18 protein-coding genes are annotated in these 14,191 nt (G+C 72.2%); 8 read left to right on the top strand and 10 right to left on the bottom strand.

The features are described from left to right. Positions 1-20: 20 nt before the first annotated feature. Complete coding sequence (locus tag P0L94_17065; GenBank protein WES64161.1) at positions 21-1,403, top strand: hypothetical protein; 1,383 nt, start codon at positions 21-23, stop codon at positions 1,401-1,403. Between the two features lie 98 nt (positions 1,404-1,501). Further along, positions 1,502-2,515, top strand: a complete 1,014-nt coding sequence (locus tag P0L94_17070) for a tocopherol cyclase family protein (GenBank protein ID WES64162.1) — start codon at positions 1,502-1,504, stop codon at positions 2,513-2,515. A 24-nt stretch (positions 2,516-2,539) separates the two neighbouring features. Here the strand turns inward: P0L94_17070 and P0L94_17075 are convergent, their stop codons facing one another. Genes P0L94_17075 through P0L94_17085 form a run of 3 tightly spaced genes read right to left on the bottom strand, consistent with a single transcriptional unit; the run spans position 2,540 to position 3,794 of the window. Next, positions 2,540-3,058, bottom strand: a complete 519-nt coding sequence (locus tag P0L94_17075; protein WES64163.1) for a ribonuclease HI — start codon at positions 3,056-3,058, stop codon at positions 2,540-2,542. Between the two features lie 41 nt (positions 3,059-3,099). After that, the gene (locus P0L94_17080; GenBank protein ID WES64164.1) at positions 3,100-3,441 is read right to left on the bottom strand and encodes a DUF202 domain-containing protein; all 342 of its coding nucleotides are present in this window, start codon (positions 3,439-3,441) and stop codon (positions 3,100-3,102) included. After that, the gene (locus P0L94_17085; protein WES64165.1) at positions 3,441-3,794 is read right to left on the bottom strand and encodes a DUF202 domain-containing protein; all 354 of its coding nucleotides are present in this window, start codon (positions 3,792-3,794) and stop codon (positions 3,441-3,443) included. Before P0L94_17085 ends, P0L94_17080 begins: the two co-directional genes overlap by 1 nt. Positions 3,795-3,879: 85 nt before the next feature. Here P0L94_17085 and P0L94_17090 point away from each other — a divergent pair, with 85 nt between their 5' ends. Beyond that, positions 3,880-5,265 carry an aminotransferase class V-fold PLP-dependent enzyme gene (locus tag P0L94_17090; protein WES64166.1) on the top strand — a complete coding sequence of 462 codons (1,386 nt, stop codon included), beginning with the start codon at positions 3,880-3,882 and terminating at the stop codon, positions 5,263-5,265. Between the two features lie 116 nt (positions 5,266-5,381). On the opposite strand, the gene P0L94_17095 is transcribed toward P0L94_17090, so the two are convergent. The 4 genes from P0L94_17095 to P0L94_17110 all read right to left on the bottom strand — a co-directional run bounded on the left by P0L94_17095 (position 5,382) and on the right by P0L94_17110 (position 8,642). Beyond that, positions 5,382-5,798: an arsenate reductase ArsC gene (locus P0L94_17095; protein WES64167.1), complete on the bottom strand. Its 417-nt coding sequence runs from the start codon at positions 5,796-5,798 to the stop codon at positions 5,382-5,384. A gap of 64 nt (positions 5,799-5,862) precedes the next feature. After that, entirely contained in the window at positions 5,863-6,771 is a 909-nt protein-coding gene (locus P0L94_17100; protein WES64168.1) for a metalloregulator ArsR/SmtB family transcription factor, read from the bottom strand. A 51-nt stretch (positions 6,772-6,822) separates the two neighbouring features. Next, complete coding sequence (locus P0L94_17105) at positions 6,823-7,341, bottom strand: GNAT family N-acetyltransferase (GenBank protein WES64169.1); 519 nt, start codon at positions 7,339-7,341, stop codon at positions 6,823-6,825. Then, positions 7,332-8,642: an FAD-dependent oxidoreductase gene (locus P0L94_17110; protein ID WES64170.1), complete on the bottom strand. Its 1,311-nt coding sequence runs from the start codon at positions 8,640-8,642 to the stop codon at positions 7,332-7,334. The genes P0L94_17105 and P0L94_17110 overlap by 10 nt, the downstream gene beginning before the upstream one ends. Before the next feature lie 84 nt (positions 8,643-8,726). Between P0L94_17110 and P0L94_17115 the strand changes: the two genes are divergently transcribed. Then, positions 8,727-9,077 carry a metalloregulator ArsR/SmtB family transcription factor gene (locus tag P0L94_17115; GenBank protein WES64171.1) on the top strand — a complete coding sequence of 117 codons (351 nt, stop codon included), beginning with the start codon at positions 8,727-8,729 and terminating at the stop codon, positions 9,075-9,077. Next, complete coding sequence (locus P0L94_17120) at positions 9,074-9,757, top strand: aquaporin family protein (GenBank protein ID WES64172.1); 684 nt, start codon at positions 9,074-9,076, stop codon at positions 9,755-9,757. The genes P0L94_17115 and P0L94_17120 overlap by 4 nt, the downstream gene beginning before the upstream one ends. Positions 9,758-9,779: 22 nt before the next feature. On the opposite strand, the gene P0L94_17125 is transcribed toward P0L94_17120, so the two are convergent. Next, entirely contained in the window at positions 9,780-10,133 is a 354-nt protein-coding gene (locus tag P0L94_17125) for a DUF2834 domain-containing protein (GenBank protein WES64173.1), read from the bottom strand. Between the two features lie 88 nt (positions 10,134-10,221). Between P0L94_17125 and P0L94_17130 the strand changes: the two genes are divergently transcribed. The 3 genes from P0L94_17130 (at position 10,222) to P0L94_17140 (ending at position 12,669) form a co-directional block, all read left to right on the top strand. Next, positions 10,222-10,977 (top strand): maleylpyruvate isomerase N-terminal domain-containing protein, encoded by a 756-nt coding sequence (locus P0L94_17130; protein ID WES64174.1) that lies wholly within the window; start codon positions 10,222-10,224, stop codon positions 10,975-10,977. A gap of 118 nt (positions 10,978-11,095) precedes the next feature. Next, positions 11,096-11,587 (top strand): bifunctional nuclease family protein, encoded by a 492-nt coding sequence (locus P0L94_17135; protein ID WES64175.1) that lies wholly within the window; start codon positions 11,096-11,098, stop codon positions 11,585-11,587. 53 nt (positions 11,588-11,640) lie between these two features. Then, positions 11,641-12,669, top strand: a complete 1,029-nt coding sequence (locus P0L94_17140; GenBank protein ID WES64176.1) for an alcohol dehydrogenase catalytic domain-containing protein — start codon at positions 11,641-11,643, stop codon at positions 12,667-12,669. Between the two features lie 7 nt (positions 12,670-12,676). On the opposite strand, the gene P0L94_17145 is transcribed toward P0L94_17140, so the two are convergent. Both P0L94_17145 and P0L94_17150 read right to left on the bottom strand, forming a co-directional pair. Next, a complete protein-coding gene (locus P0L94_17145; GenBank protein ID WES64177.1) occupies positions 12,677-13,306 on the bottom strand; it encodes a DUF1992 domain-containing protein in 630 nt (209 codons plus the stop codon). Between the two features lie 5 nt (positions 13,307-13,311). Next, positions 13,312-14,157 carry an NAD(P)-dependent oxidoreductase gene (locus P0L94_17150; GenBank protein WES64178.1) on the bottom strand — a complete coding sequence of 282 codons (846 nt, stop codon included), beginning with the start codon at positions 14,155-14,157 and terminating at the stop codon, positions 13,312-13,314. Positions 14,158-14,191: the final 34 nt, after the last annotated feature.

Raw genomic sequence — 14,191 nt, forward strand, 5'->3', positions numbered from 1 at the left:
CTTCGAACGAAGGAGTTCGCATGCCCGAGTCCAGCGCGCCCGCCCGCGGGCGCACCCGAATGAGGACGGCAGGAGTCGCGGTCGCCGCCGGCGCCCTGCTCGCCGTCGCCCTCCCCGCCGCACCCGCCCTCGCCGCGACCGACGACTACAGCGGAACGCTGCCCAACGGCACCGAGTGGAGCTTCGCCGTCCCCGACGACTGGAACGGCACGGTGCTGCTGTACAGCCACGGCTACCGTCCGTCGTTCGCCGGTTCCGCCAACCCCGCGCAGATCGCGCCGAACGGGGCGACGGAGGATCTTCTCCTCGACATGGGCTACGCCCTGGTCGGCTCGGGGTATGCAGAGCGCGGCTGGGCGCTGCCGACGGCGGTGGACGACCAGCTCGGCTCGCTCGACGCGGCGCTCGAGGCCAGCGGCATCGAGCCGGAGCACATCATGGCCTACGGCACGTCGATGGGCGGCCTTGTCACGGGGCGCATCGCCGAGACGGCCGGAGACATCATCGAGGGCGCGCTCCCGACGTGCGGGCTGATGGAGGGCGGCGTCGACCTGAACAACTATCAGCTCGACGCGGCGCACGCCATCAACCAGCTCATCGACCCCGAGCACGACATCCAGATCGAGGGCTACGGCGCGACCGGGCTCGGCTCCGCTTTCGCGGCGACGGGTGCGCTGCTCGGCGCGGTCGGTGCGGCGCAGGCGACTCCCGAGGGGCAGGCGCGCAACGCGCTCGCCGCTGCGCTGTTCCACCTGCCGGGCGACGACTCCGGCGACCTCGACCAGTGGCAGGAGTCGATGTACGACCTGCTCACGCAGACCATCGGCTTCGTGACGGCGGGGCGCTACGACATCGAGACGGCAGCGGGCGGCAATGCCACGTGGAACGCCGGCGTGGACTACGCGAAGCTGTTCCAGAAGTCCGCGGACCGTCAGAACGTCGCCAAGCTCTACAAGGAGGCGGGTCTCGACCTGAAGGCCGACCTCGAGCTCCTCACCGAGACCGCCGACATCACCGCCGACCCGGGCTCGCTCGAGACGCTGTTCGGCCACTCCGGGCTGACCGGGGACCTGCAGATGCCGGTGCTGAGCCTGCACACCACGGTCGACATCCTCGCCCCCGTCCAGGTCGAGCAGGAGTACGCCGAGGACGTGCGCGGCCAGGGTGACAACGGCCTGCTGCGCCAGATGCTCGTCGAGCGCGACGGGCACTGCGCCTTCACGCCGGCCGAGGTCGCCGCGGGCATCGTCGTGCTCGAAGAGCGCGTCGTCACCGGTCACTGGAGCGGCGCGAGCAGCTCGGTGCCCAAGCTCAACAAGCTCGCCGCCTCGCTGGACGACAGCGGGTCGGCGTTCGTGAGCGATCCTCCGCTGGAGTTCCTCGCCGACCGCTACCAGCCGTGAGGTGACGGCCGGGGACGCCCGGCGCGCGTCACCCGGCCCGATGCGGCGGTGCGGCCCGACGAGGTCCGCACCGCCGCACACCCCCTACAGTGGGCACCATGCGATCCCCGGCGGCATGGCTGCGAGGCGTCCGGCATCCCGAGGCCTTCCACGGCCGCGGCGTGCACAAGGGATTCTTCGAGGGGTGGTACGTCAAACTCATCAGCGCCGATCGAGCGCAGCGGTGGGCGGTGATCCCCGGCGTCTTCAAAGGCCTCGATGCCGCCGGGACGCAGGACGACGAGGCCTTCGTCCAGGTGCTCGACGGGCTGACCGGCCGGTCCTGGTACCACCGGTACCCGGTCGAGGCCTTCCGTGCGGCCGATGACCGGTTCGAGGTCGCCGTCGGACCCAACACCTTCGACGCCGGCGGCTTCACGCTCGACGTACCGCAGCTGCGCGGTCGCATCGACGTGACGTCCCCCTTCGAGCCGTGGCCGGTCACGCTGCGCGAGCCGGGCATCATGGGGTGGTACGGGCTCGTGCCGTTCATGGAGTGCTTCCACGGCATCGTCTCATTCGGGCACCGGCTGAGCGGAACGGTCGAGGTCGAGGGAGCGCCGACGTCGTTCGAGGGCGGCCGCGGCTACATCGAGAAGGACTGGGGACAGGCGTTCCCCTCGGGCTACGTGTGGCTCGCGAGCAACCACGTCGACGCCGCGGTCGGGGACGGCGCGGATGCCTCGCTCATCGCATCGGTGGCGATCATCCCGTGGCTGGGGTCGTCGTTCCGCGGCTCGATCATCGGCTTCCGCCACAGCGGGCGCCTGCACAAGTGGACCACCTACAACCGATCACGCGAACGCCGGCTGCAGATCACCGACACGCACGTCCGATGGGCCGTGGAGGGGCCCGACGGCACGCTCGAGCTCGATGCCGAGCGGACGCGGGGCGGACTGCTGCACGCGCCGCTGCGCACCGCGATGCATCAGCGCGTGGAAGAGACGCTCGACACGAGCGTCGCGTTCCGCCATCGCGATCACGACGGCCGTACGCTCCTCGAGGGCGTCGCCGAGGTCGCCGGGCTCGAGGTCTTCGGCGACACCGAGCGCCTGCTCTCGCTCAAGACCTAGAGCGGACGCCGCCGCGGCGGCGATCTAGGGTGCGGCCGTGACGTCGAGCCGGTCCTGGCCGGACAGCGAGGACCACGCGCTCTCGACGCCCTTCGCGGCGTGCGTCGAGGCGCGCACGGCGCGCTCGTCGGCCCATTCGTTCAGCACGTGCCCGGAGTGCCCGCGCACATGTTCGAGCACGACGTCCGGCATCCCCGCCGCCCGCCGCGCGTCGCGAGCGGCGATCAGCTGCTCCAGCAGCTCGCGGTTCTTGGTGGGCGACCCCGTCGAGGTCTTCCAGCCGCGGCGCCGGTGGCCGTCCATCCACGACGAGTACGTGTCGATGGCGTACTTGGAGTCCGCCTGCACGACGAGGTTGCGGACGTCCCGGTGGTCGTCGATGGCGCGCAGCAGACCCATCAGCTCGCCGATGTTGTTGGTGCCCTTCGGGATGGACCCGGCGGCCCATTGGCCGTCCTCGCCGACCCACGCCCAGCCCGCCGGGCCGGGGTTGCCTTTGCACGCTCCGTCTGTTGCCACGATGTAAGGCCGGTCTTCAGTCACTCGGGAAAGGCTACCCTCTCACGGCGGGGCACTTCCGCGGCTCAGCCGGCGAGGGCGATCGCGACCACGATCGCGAGGCCGAGGGCGCCGACCGAGGTCGCGAACACCGCGAGGACGAGCGGCAGCCGCCCGTCGGGATGCGGGACGCGGTCGCCGTGCGCGATCGCCGACGCCGAGACCGTGGAGTAGCGGCGGCGGGCCGCGATCCACACGCCGCCGGAGACGACGAGACCGACCGCGCCGGGAATCACCCACAGGGCGTGGCCGAACACCTCGGGCAGCAGCCGCAGCGCGACGAGGGAGCCCGCCGCGATCGCGAGCGTCGTCCGACGCCACGCGAGCTCGTTGCGCTCCGGTTGCAGGCCCGGGTCGAACAGCGCCATCAGAGCAGCACCGCGAGCAGCACGAGCACAGCCGAGACGCTGACGGCCACGGACAGCACCGGTCCGAGCAGCGAACCGGGCAGCGGCTGTTCGAGGCGGAGCGCACGCTCGGTCCGCATCCAGTTCACCCACGCCAGACCCGGGGTGAGCGCGCCCGAGATGACGAGCGTCAGCGACGCCGCCAGCCGCAGGTGGGGCACGAGATCGAGCCCCAGGACCTCGAGCGCCACACCGCCCGCGAGCAGCGCCAGTGCCGTGCGGATCCACGCCAGGAACGTGCGCTCGTTGGCGAGGGTGAACCGGATGTCCGGCTCCGTGCCATGGTCGAACACGGAACGGGGGAAGCGGCTCATCCGGGCTCCTTCGGATCGGGCGAGGTGGGCATGTTGATTCTCGCATCCTCCCCTCCCTACTGTGAGGTGACCCGAAGGAGCAGCAGTGACCGCATCCGTCCCGCCCGAGAAGATGCACGCGATCTCGGACGACACCCGCGCGATCGTCGACGACGTGCTCGACTACGCGCGGCGCCGCGCCGTGTACGAGAACGTCCCGCTGGACAAGCCGCTGACCCCGCGCGACCTGTCGCGGCTGGCGTCGGGCTCGATCAGCGCCGACGGGATCGGGGCGCGTCGCGCGATCGCCCTGTTCGAGAACGTGCTGGCCCCGGCGTGCGTGACGACCGACCACCCGGCCTACCTGTCGTTCATCCCGTCCGCGCCGACGAAGGCCGCGATCGCGTTCGACCTCGTGGTGTCGGCGTCATCGGTGTACGGCGGCTCGTGGATGGAGGGCTCGGGAGCGGTCTTCGCCGAGAACGAGGTGCTGCACTGGCTGGCCGCCGAGTTCGGCCTGCCCGCCGGCGCCGGAGGCGTGTTCATGCAGGGCGGCACGATCGGCAACCTGTCGGCGCTCGTGACGGCGCGGGATGCCGCGCGGCGGCGGAACCGAGACCTCGGGCGGCCGGACCCCGCCCGGTGGGCGGTCGTCGGCAGCGCCGAGGCCCACTCGTCGATCGCGTCGGCGGCCGCGGTCATGGACGTCGACGTGGTCGATGTGCCGACGGGTGACGACGGGCGCCTCCACGGCGACGCCGTCGCACGCACCCTCGACGAGCACGGCGACGCCGTCTTCGCGGTCGTCGCGACGGGGGGAACGACGAACTTCGGCATCGTCGACGACATCGCGTCGGTCGCCGAGGTCGTGAAGGAGCGCGGCGTGTGGCTCCACATCGACGGCGCGTACGGCCTCGCGGCGATGCTCGTCAATCGCATGCGTCCGGTGTTCGCCGGTGTCGAGAAGGCCGATTCGCTCATCGTCGACCCCCACAAGTGGCTGTTCGCCCCGTTCGACGCGTGCGCTCTCATCTACCGCGACCCGAACGAGGCGCTGCTCGCCCACACGCAGAAGGCCGAGTACCTCGACACCCTGACCGGCGGCGCCGACTGGAACCCGTCGGATCTGGGTATCCAGCTCACCCGCCGCGCCCGCGGCCTGCCGCTGTGGTTCTCGCTGGCCACCCACGGCACCGACGAGTACCGCGCGGCGATCGAGCACGGCATCGACCTCGCGCGCGAGATCGCCGACGAGATCGAGCGGCGACCGGGGCTGTCCCTCGTGCGCGACCCGCAGCTGTCCGTCGTGGTGTTCCGCCGCGAGGGGTGGAGCCAGGCCGACTACGCCGCGTGGTCGGATCAGCTGCTCGAGGAGCAGGCCGGGTTCGTCGTTCCGAGCTCGCATCGCGGCGAGCCGGTGCTGCGCTTCGCGATCATCAGCCCGCTGACGACGTTCGAGCTGCTCGCCGGCATCCTCGACACGCTGGCGTAGCCGGGCGCGCGGTCGCCTGCGCGAACGCCGCAGCTCCTGGCCGCGCGGATCCGAACGCCGCGGCTCGTGGGCCGCGCGGATCCGAACGCCGCGGCTCGTGGGCCGCGCGGCGGGTGTCAGGAAGCGGATGCCGCGGGCACGAGTTCTGCGACGAGCTCCTCGACGCGGCGGCGGATCTCGTCACGGATGGGGCGCACGGTCTCGATGCCCTGACCGGCCGGGTCGTCGAGGACCCAGTCCTCGTAGCGCTTCCCGGGGAAGATCGGGCATGCGTCGCCGCAGCCCATCGTGATGACGACGTCGGACTCCTTCACGGCCTCGACCGTGAGCACCTTCGGGGTGTTGCCCGCGATGTCGATGCCCTCTTCGGCCATGGCCTCGACGGCGGTGGGGTTGATCTGATCCTTCGGCGCGGAGCCGGCCGACAGCACCTCGATGCGACCCGCGCCCAGCTCGCGCAGGAAGCCCGCGGCCATCTGGGAGCGTCCGGCGTTGTGGACGCAGACGAACAGGACGGTCGGCTTGTCGGCCATGGGGGACTCCTTCTCTCGACGAGCAAATCATAGATCAGCATCTATGGGAATGTCCACCGAGGCTTCACGTCGCCGGCAGCAGCTCCGACAGCAGGGCGCGCACGCGCATCGCGATGTCGTCGCGGATGCCGCGCACGGCGTCGAGCGGGAGGCCCGCCGGATCATCCAGCTCCCAGTCGAGGTAGCGGCGGCCGGCGTAGACGGGGCACGCATCGCCGCAGCCCATCGTCACGACGACGTCGGCCGCGCGGACCGCCTCGTCGGTGAGGGGCTTGGGGAACTCGCCGCCCACGGGCACCCCGATCTCGTCGAGGGCCGCGACGATCGTCGACGGCAGCGATGCCGCAGGCGCGGAGCCGGCCGTGCGCACGACCACGCGGTCTCCCGCGAGGTGTCGCAGGATCCCGGCGGCCATCTGGGAGCGGCCGGCGTTCTTGACGCACACGAACAGCACATCGGGGCGATCGCCGGTCCGTCGGCCCTCGGCGCGCACGATGGCGTCGAGGCGGCTCGCGGCGAACGCGCTGATGCGCGATGTCAGCAGCGGGCCCGACGACGAGGCGAGCAGCAGATCACGTGACTCCTGCACGCACCGCGTGACCGTCTCGGGTGAGAGGATGCCGCGGAAGCGCGCCGCGAGGTCGCCGGCGATCCGCTCCAGGTCGGGGTCTGCCGTCGGGGTCGCCTCGGCGTCGAGGAGCGCGGCGATGCGCTGCTCGTGCCCGGGCGCGATGCCGTACCACGCGCGCCGGCCGTCCTGCTCGCGGGTCACGATGCCCTCGGCGAGCAGGACCCGCATGTGATGGCTGACCGTGGGCTGGCGCAGCCCGACCGTCTCGGCCAGGCGGCTCACCATCGCGCGCCCGTCCGGGGCCCGCCGGATCTCGTGGAGGATCCGCACGCGCGTCGGGTCGGCGAGGGATGCCAGTCCGCGCGCGCCCGTCACGGCGGCGGTTCCGGGCTCGCGATCCATAGACGGCAGTCTATTGGCCTCGTCACCACGGGGCGCGGGCCGGCCGTCTTCTCAGGCGAGCCCGTTGCGCAGGCTGCGCCGCTCGATGAGCACGGTGTCGCGCCAGGACCCCGCGTGCGGGCCGACGCTCGACCGCGCGATGCGCTCGCGCCGGCCGACGACGCGGAATCCGGCGCGCTCGTGCAGCCGGATGCTCGCGGCGTTCTCGGGGAACACGCTCGACTGGATCGTCCAGACGCCGGCGTCGTCGGCCGCGTCGATGAACGCGTCGAGCAGCGCCCGTCCGAAGCCCCGGCCGCGGCCCTCGCGGTGGACGTACACCGAGTGCTCGACGACGCCGCGGTACACCGCGCGCGACGAGACCGGTGCCGCGGCGGCCCAGCCCGCCACGGCGTCCGTCTCGTCGATCGCCACGAGCCGCGGAGCGGCCAGCCGGCCCGCGTCGAACGTCTCCCACGACGGCACCGCGGCCTCGAAGGTCGCCTCGCCGTCCTCGATGCCCTGCCGGTAGATCTCGGCGACGGCCGGCCAGTCGGCGGCGACCATGGTGCGCACGGCCGTCAGCAGCATCCCGATCCACCGAGGCCGGTGGAGCACACGCCCGTCGCGGGAAGCGACAGGTCGACAGCCTCCGCCGCGGCGGCGTCGCCGGCCAGCCACGCGGTGACCGACCGCACCTGCTCGTAGCCCGTCGCGAGCAGGAAGGTCGGCGCGCGGCCGTACGACTTCATGCCGACGAGGAAGAACCCCTGCTCCGGATGCGCGAGCTCGCGGAACCCGTGCGCCTCGACCGTGCCGCACGAGTGGATGTTGGGGTCGATGAGAGGTGCCAGCCTGCGCGGGGCCTCGACGATGTCGTCGAGGTCCAGGCGCAGTTCGCGCAGCGGCGCGAGGTCGGGGCGGAAACCCGTCGCGTTCACGACCGTGTCCGTCTCGTGGGTCGCGATCGCGCCGCGTCGGTGCCCGATGAGCGCGACGCGGTCTTCGTGGCGGTGCGCCCGCAGGATCTCGAACCCGTCGAGCAGGTCGATGAGTCCATCGGTCACGGCGCGGTGGACTCGGCTGCCCAGGGCGGCCCGTCCGGCGAGGTCGTCCTCGGCGGATGCAGCGACGCGCGCAGCCTGCGGGTTGCGGATCAGCCACGTCGCTCGCGTTCCCGGCACCTGCCGGGCGAGCTCGACCAGATCCAGCAGCGTGTTCGCCGCCGAGTGCCCGGCGCCCACCACCGTCGTGTGCCGCCCGGCGAACCGCTCGCGGTCCCGTCCCAGCACGTCCGGGAGGGCGTGGGTGACGGCGTCCGCGATCTCGTCGAATCCGTCGAGTTCGAGCCCGTCGCTCGCGAGCGGGTTGGGGGTCGTCCACGTGCCGGATGCGTCGATGACCGCGCGCGCGGCGAGGCGCTCGACGCTCCCGTCCGCGCGGCGGGTGCGCACGACGAACGGGGCGGCCGACCGGCCGCGCGTGCGCGTGCGGTCCATGCCCTCGCGCGACACGTCGGTCACCCGCACGCCGGTGCGCAGGCTCGCGGCGATCGCCGGCACGGCGGCCAGCGGTGCGAGGTACCGGTGAATCAGCTCGTCGCCGGTGGGCATGCCGTCGGGTGCCGGCGGCGTCCACCCCGCGCCCTCGAGCAGGCGCCGGGCCGCGGGGTCGACGAGGTAGCGCCACGGGGAGAAGAAACGCGTGTGCCCCCACTCGCGCACGCTCGCGCCGACGTGGTCGCCGGCTTCGAGGACGACGACGTCGAGGTCGCGCTCGATCAGGTTTGCCGCTGCGGCGAGCCCGATGGGGCCGGCGCCGATGACCGCGATCGGAAGCGAGGCGAGGTGGCCCGCCCGGGGCGCGGCGGGGATGAGGTCGATGAGTGTCACGAGGATCTCCCGTATATCGATGGATGTCGATATAACAGTGTGCGGAGTGCATCGATTCCTGTCAATATCGATTATCATCGATGCGTGCTCTCCCTCGACCTGACCGACGTGACCGAGCCCGCCGTGTGCTGCTCGCCGCTCGTGCGCGAGCCGCTGACCGCCACCGAGGCCGACGACCTCGCCCACACGATGAAGGCGCTCGCCGACCCGGCGCGCCTGCGCCTGCTGTCGATCGTGGCGGCGTCCGAGGGCGCCGAGGCGTGCGTGTGCGACCTGACCGAGCCGATCGGGCTCAGCCAGCCCACGGTGTCGCACCACCTGAAGGTGCTCACCGAAGCAGGCTTCCTCACCCGCAGCAAGCGCGGCACGTGGGCGTACTTCCGGCTGGTCCCGGGGGCCCTCGATCGCATCGCGCAGCTGCTGGCGACCTCGTGAACCCGCGCGCAGCGGTCGCCGAGTTCCTCGGCAGCGCGGGGCTCGCGGCGGTCGTCGTGGGATCGGGCATCGCCGCACAGACGCTCTCGCCCACCGACGTCGGGCTCGCCCTGTTCGAGAACGCGTTCGCGACGGCCCTCGGGCTCGGCGTGCTCATCCTCGTCTTCGCCTCGGTGTCGGGCGCGCACTTCAACCCGGTCGTGTCCCTGGTCGACGCGGCGACGGGCGGCCGGCCGTGGCGCACGGTCGCCGTGTACATCCCTGTGCAGATCGTCGGATGCCTCGGCGGCGCCGCCCTCGCCAACGCCATGTTCGGCGTTCCCACCGCCTTCAGCACGACCGACCGGGCCACGTGGCCGCACCTGCTCGCCGAGGTCGTGGCGACCTTCGGCCTCGTGCTCGTGATCTTCGCCCTCGTGCGCACCGGCCGGGGTCACCTGGCAGCGCCCGCCGTGGGCGCCTACATCGGGGCGGCCTACTTCTTCACGTCGTCGACGAGCTTCGCGAACCCGGCGATCACGATCGGCCGTGCCATCAGCGACACCTTCGCCGGCATCGCGCCGGCATCCGTGCTGCCCTTCATCGGAGCGCAGCTGGTCGGCGCCGCGATCGCGTGGCTGACCGTCCGGACCCTCTACCCGGTGCGGGTGCCCGAGGCGGCGATCCCGGCCGAGGTGTGACCGACCGCCGCGGCATGTGCGGTCACACCGGACCTGCGGCGACCTCGCTCGCGAGCTGATTCAGGCGCCGCTGCCGCATCGCGAGGAACAGCGGGAACGTGAAGGCGAACGCCGTGAGGCCCGAGCCGACGACGTACAGCCAGCCGAAGCGCATGCCGAGCCGGCGCGCTTCGACGATGAGGAACACGCTTCCGGCCGCGGCGACGACGAGCAGATCCACCGTGATCGACGACACCGCCGGTCCGCTCGTGACGAGGTCGCCGACGAAGTCGCGCAGCTGGACGATCGCGAGGGCGTTGAACCACCACGTCCCGACGAGGCCGCCGACGGACAGGACGAGGTAGACGATCGCGAGCGGGCTCCAGTGGCGTGACATGCCTCGATCATCCCGGAAGATCGGAGGGCGCCGACACCCGCAACCCGGCCGCGGACGCGATACCCGCGGACGCGATACCCTCGGGCGCATGCTCGGTGACGTCGACGACATCCGCACCTCGATGGTGGCGCGCGCCGGCGCGGCGTTCGCGGCCGAGATCGATCGGCATCCTGCGGATGCCGCGATCCCGTGGCCCCTGTGGCCGAACGTGGCGACGCTCATCGACCACCTCGGCCGCAACCACCTGTGGGCGGCGGGCATCGTCCGGTCGGGTGGCCCCGTCGACCGGAAGACCTTGCCGCGCGCGTCGGCCGAGGACCCGCGCGGGTGGTACGAGGGGTGCCGCGCCGAGCTGCTCGAGACCCTCGCCGAGACGCCGATGGACCGGCCCTGCTGGGTCGTCGGCGGACGCGACGGCGGCACCGCGGCGTTCTGGGCTCGGCGCATGGTCTACGAGACCACGAAGCACCTGATCGACATCCGCGCCTCGGGCGGCGGGGAGTGGACGGCCGCGCCCGAACTGTCTCCGGTGGACTACGCCGACGGGATCGACGAGCTCTTCGCGGAGTTCCTTCCGCGCTCGCGCGCGTCGCTCGAGCCGCTGCCGGGAACGCTCGTCCTCGCCGCGTCGGACATCGACCGGGCGTGGTCGATCTCACCGGACTGGGCCGTCGCAGGAACGCCCGCGACGGATGCCGCGGCCCGCGTCACCGCGACCGCCGGCGATCTCGCCCTCTTCGCGTGGGAGCGCGCGACGCCGTGGACCGCGCCCGCGCGATTCGCCGTCGACGGACCGGACCCGGCGGTCGTGCGGGCCTTCGGCGCGGCTCCCGTCCACCCCTGACCGGGGCGGATGGGGAAGTGGTGGGAGAGTGGTCGGTCGGGCAGCCGCACGGCCCACGAGCGGGCGACGCGGTCATACGATGGCAGGACCGACACGAGCTCGCGAAGGGAGGCCCGCCATGGTTCAGGTGCGCGTGGCCGGAGTGGCGCTCGATTCGAGCGGCCAGCACGTGATCCTGCTCAAGCCCATCACCGAGCTCCCCGGAGCGGGGAGCATCCTGCCGATCTGGATCGGCGCGCAGGAGGCCACGTCGATCCTCGTCGCCGTCGAGAACGCCGCCACGCCGCGGCCCCTCGCACACGACCTCATGCGATCCATGCTCGAGACCCTGGGCGCCGAGGTGACGCGCGTCGAGGTCGCGCGCATCGAAGACGGCACGTTCTACGCCGACGTCACCCTGACCGTCGGTGAAGCCGTCTACACGATCGACGCACGGCCGTCGGATGCTGTGGCCCTCGCGTCGCGCACGGGGTCCCCGATCTTCGTCGCCGACGCCGTGCTCGAAGAGGCGGGGACGCCCGACATGCTCTCGGACGAGGACGAAGAGGAGCGTGTGGAGGAGTTCAAGGACTTCATCGAGCACGTCGACCCCGAGGACTTCCGCGGCTGAGCCGCGCCGCCGGTCGCGGGCGCGCCGCGGCATCCCGATTCGAAGGAGTGCCGATGAGAGCGGCGTACATGTTCGGCGCCGGTGACGTACGGGTCATCGACGCCCCCGAGCCGCAGATCCAGCTGCCGACCGACGCGCTCGTGCGGGTGACGGCCGCGTGCGTGTGCGGCAGCGACCTGCATCCGTACCGCAAGATGAAGCCGCATCCCGACGGCGTCCCGAAGGGCCACGAGTTCGTCGGGGTGGTCGAGGAGGTCGGTGACGACGTCGATACGATTCGGCGCGGCGACCACGTGATCGCACCGTTCGTCTGGTCGGACGGCACGTGCGAGTTCTGCCGCGAAGGCCTGCAGACCTCATGCCTCCACGGCGGGTTCTACGATGCCGCGACCGGCGGCGCGCAGGGGGAGTTCGTGCGCGTGCCGTTCGCGGACGGGACCCTCGTGAGCGTGCCGGGCGGCATCGACCCCGCCCTCACGCCGTCGCTGCTGACGCTGTCGGACGTGTACGGCACGGGCTATCACGCCGCACACACCGCGCATGTCGGCCGCGGTCAGACCGTCGCCGTCATCGGCGACGGCGCGGTGGGGCTGCTGGCGGTGCTCTCGGCGTCGCAGCTGGGGGCGGAGCGCATCATCCTGATGGGTCGCCACGCGACGCGCACCGACCTCGGCGTCGCGTTCGGAGCCACCGACGTCGTGCCCGAGCGCGGCGAGGAGGGCATCGAGCGCGTCAAGGAGCTCACCGGCGGCGGCGTGCACGCCGTGCTCGAAGCGGTGGGCTACCTCGACGCCTATGAGCAGGCGCTCGGCATCGTCCGCCCGGGCGGCGTCATCAGCCGCGTCGGCGTGCCGCAGTACACCGACGGACCGGTCGGCCGCGCGCAGTTCTCGCGGAACGTCACGATCACCGGCGGCATCGCCCCGGTGCGCGCGTACATCGAGACGCTCCTGCCGTGGGTCCTCGACGGCACCGTCGAGCCCGGCCGCGTGTTCGACGCCGAGGTCCCGCTCGAGGACATCGCCGACGGCTACCGGCGCATGGACCAGCGCGAGTCCCTCAAGGTGCTCGTGCGTCCCTGACGCGTGGTCATCGGCCGCCGCGTCGCGCCCGCAGTCCGCGGCGACGACGCGGAGCGGGCTGCTCGTGCTCGGCCGCCGCTCGTCGAGCCGCTTCGCGGCGCTCGCGCCACGCGACGATCTCGTCGTCGACCTCGCGCAGAGGCGTGACCACCGGCGGCCCGCCCAGCAGCTGCATGCGGGCCAGGCGCACGCGGGCATTGAAGTCCTCGAGCGCATCGCGCACGTCGTCCTCGGTCGACAGTTCGTCGAGTCGCTCCTCGAGCCGCGCGTCCTCGACGCGCAGCGTCAGCGCGGGCGGGCCGAGCCCGGTGAGCTGCTCGGACTCGATCTTGCGGCGGATCCACCAGTCCGGGTCGTGGTGGTCGCCCAGATGCGGGATCGGCTTGCCCGACCCGGGCAGGTCGTCGAACTCGCCGCGGCGCATCGCCTGCTGGATCGCGACCTCGACGTACGCGGCGCGATCGGTCGCCGTCGGCTGACGCGTCGGGTCCGGCTGCGCGGCGGGCGCGGTGCCGGTCGCGTCGGCATCCGCGTCGCCCTCGAGCTGGGAGCCGACCGACGCGGCGGTGTCCTCCGCCTCGGACTCGAGCTGCTCGATGCGGTAGCGTGCGGCCGCGACGCGCGGATCCTCGGGCATCCCGCCTACTCCACGTGGTCGCGCCAGGAGTGCTGCGGGGCGTACCCGAGAACGCGGCGGGCCTTGTCGATGCCCAGGAGCGTCTCGTGGTCCGACACCTCGCGCGTGACCGGGGTGTCGGGGAAGACCTCGGCGATGAGCTCGGCGTTGGGGCGAGACATGACGGTGTCGGCGGCGGCGATGATGTACGGCTCGAAGCCCAGCGGCGCACCCTCGAGCGCCTTCTCGATCACCTGGGCGCCGTCGCGTGCGTCGATGTAGCCCCACAGGTTCCACTTGCGCGCCCGGGCATCGGCGTCGAACGTCGGGAACTCCGCATAGTCCTCGGGAACCATGACGTTCGAGAACCGCAGCCCCGTGATCGACAGGTCGGGGTGCCAGCGCACCAGCTCGCGGGCCAGCTGCTCCTCGAGGGTCTTCACGATCGAGTACACCGACTCGGGCCGGGGCGCATACTCCTCGTCGACCGGGATGTAGGGCGGCGGGACGTCGAACGGCAGGCCGAGGACGGTCTCGCTCGACGCGTACACGATGCGACGGATGCCGAGGCGCACGGACGCCCAGAACACGTTGAACGTCGCCGCCATGTTGTTGTGGAAGGTGGCGACGTCGGTGCGCAGACCCGGCGCGGGGATCGCCGCGAGGTGCACGACGGCGTCGAACGGGTCACTGCGGTCGACGCCGCCGAGAGCGTCGGCGACCTGGCCGTAGTCGGTCAGGTCGATCTGCACGAAACCGGGTGCCCGCGCTCCGACGACATCGAACGCGACGACGTCATGCCCGTTCGCGCGCAGTTCGCGGAGCACGACGGCTCCGAGTTTTCCCGTGGATCCCGTCAGTGCGATGCGCATGCTTCCAGCCTGCCACGCCGCGGCCGGCCCGTCG

The organism is Microbacter sp. GSS18 (assembly GCA_029319145.1).
Taxonomy (GTDB): Bacteria; Actinomycetota; Actinomycetes; order Actinomycetales; family Microbacteriaceae; genus Microbacterium.

What these genes read in the sequence shown, in the direction of transcription:
- P0L94_17065 (WES64161.1), top strand. Translation starts at nt 21, where the DNA reads ATGCCCGAGTCCAGCGCGCCCGCCCGCGGGCGCACCCGAATGAGGACG.
- P0L94_17070 (WES64162.1), top strand. Translation starts at nt 1,502, where the DNA reads ATGCGATCCCCGGCGGCATGGCTGCGAGGCGTCCGGCATCCCGAGGCC.
- P0L94_17080 (WES64164.1), bottom strand. Translation starts at nt 3,441, where the DNA reads ATGGCGCTGTTCGACCCGGGCCTGCAACCGGAGCGCAACGAGCTCGCG.
- P0L94_17085 (WES64165.1), bottom strand. Translation starts at nt 3,794, where the DNA reads ATGAGCCGCTTCCCCCGTTCCGTGTTCGACCATGGCACGGAGCCGGAC.
- P0L94_17095 (WES64167.1), bottom strand. Translation starts at nt 5,798, where the DNA reads ATGGCCGACAAGCCGACCGTCCTGTTCGTCTGCGTCCACAACGCCGGA.
- P0L94_17100 (WES64168.1), bottom strand. Translation starts at nt 6,771, where the DNA reads ATGGATCGCGAGCCCGGAACCGCCGCCGTGACGGGCGCGCGCGGACTG.
- P0L94_17105 (WES64169.1), bottom strand. Translation starts at nt 7,341, where the DNA reads ATGCTGCTGACGGCCGTGCGCACCATGGTCGCCGCCGACTGGCCGGCC.
- P0L94_17125 (WES64173.1), bottom strand. Translation starts at nt 10,133, where the DNA reads ATGTCACGCCACTGGAGCCCGCTCGCGATCGTCTACCTCGTCCTGTCC.
- P0L94_17130 (WES64174.1), top strand. Translation starts at nt 10,222, where the DNA reads ATGCTCGGTGACGTCGACGACATCCGCACCTCGATGGTGGCGCGCGCC.
- P0L94_17135 (WES64175.1), top strand. Translation starts at nt 11,096, where the DNA reads ATGGTTCAGGTGCGCGTGGCCGGAGTGGCGCTCGATTCGAGCGGCCAG.
- P0L94_17140 (WES64176.1), top strand. Translation starts at nt 11,641, where the DNA reads ATGAGAGCGGCGTACATGTTCGGCGCCGGTGACGTACGGGTCATCGAC.
- P0L94_17145 (WES64177.1), bottom strand. Translation starts at nt 13,306, where the DNA reads ATGCCCGAGGATCCGCGCGTCGCGGCCGCACGCTACCGCATCGAGCAG.
- P0L94_17150 (WES64178.1), bottom strand. Translation starts at nt 14,157, where the DNA reads ATGCGCATCGCACTGACGGGATCCACGGGAAAACTCGGAGCCGTCGTG.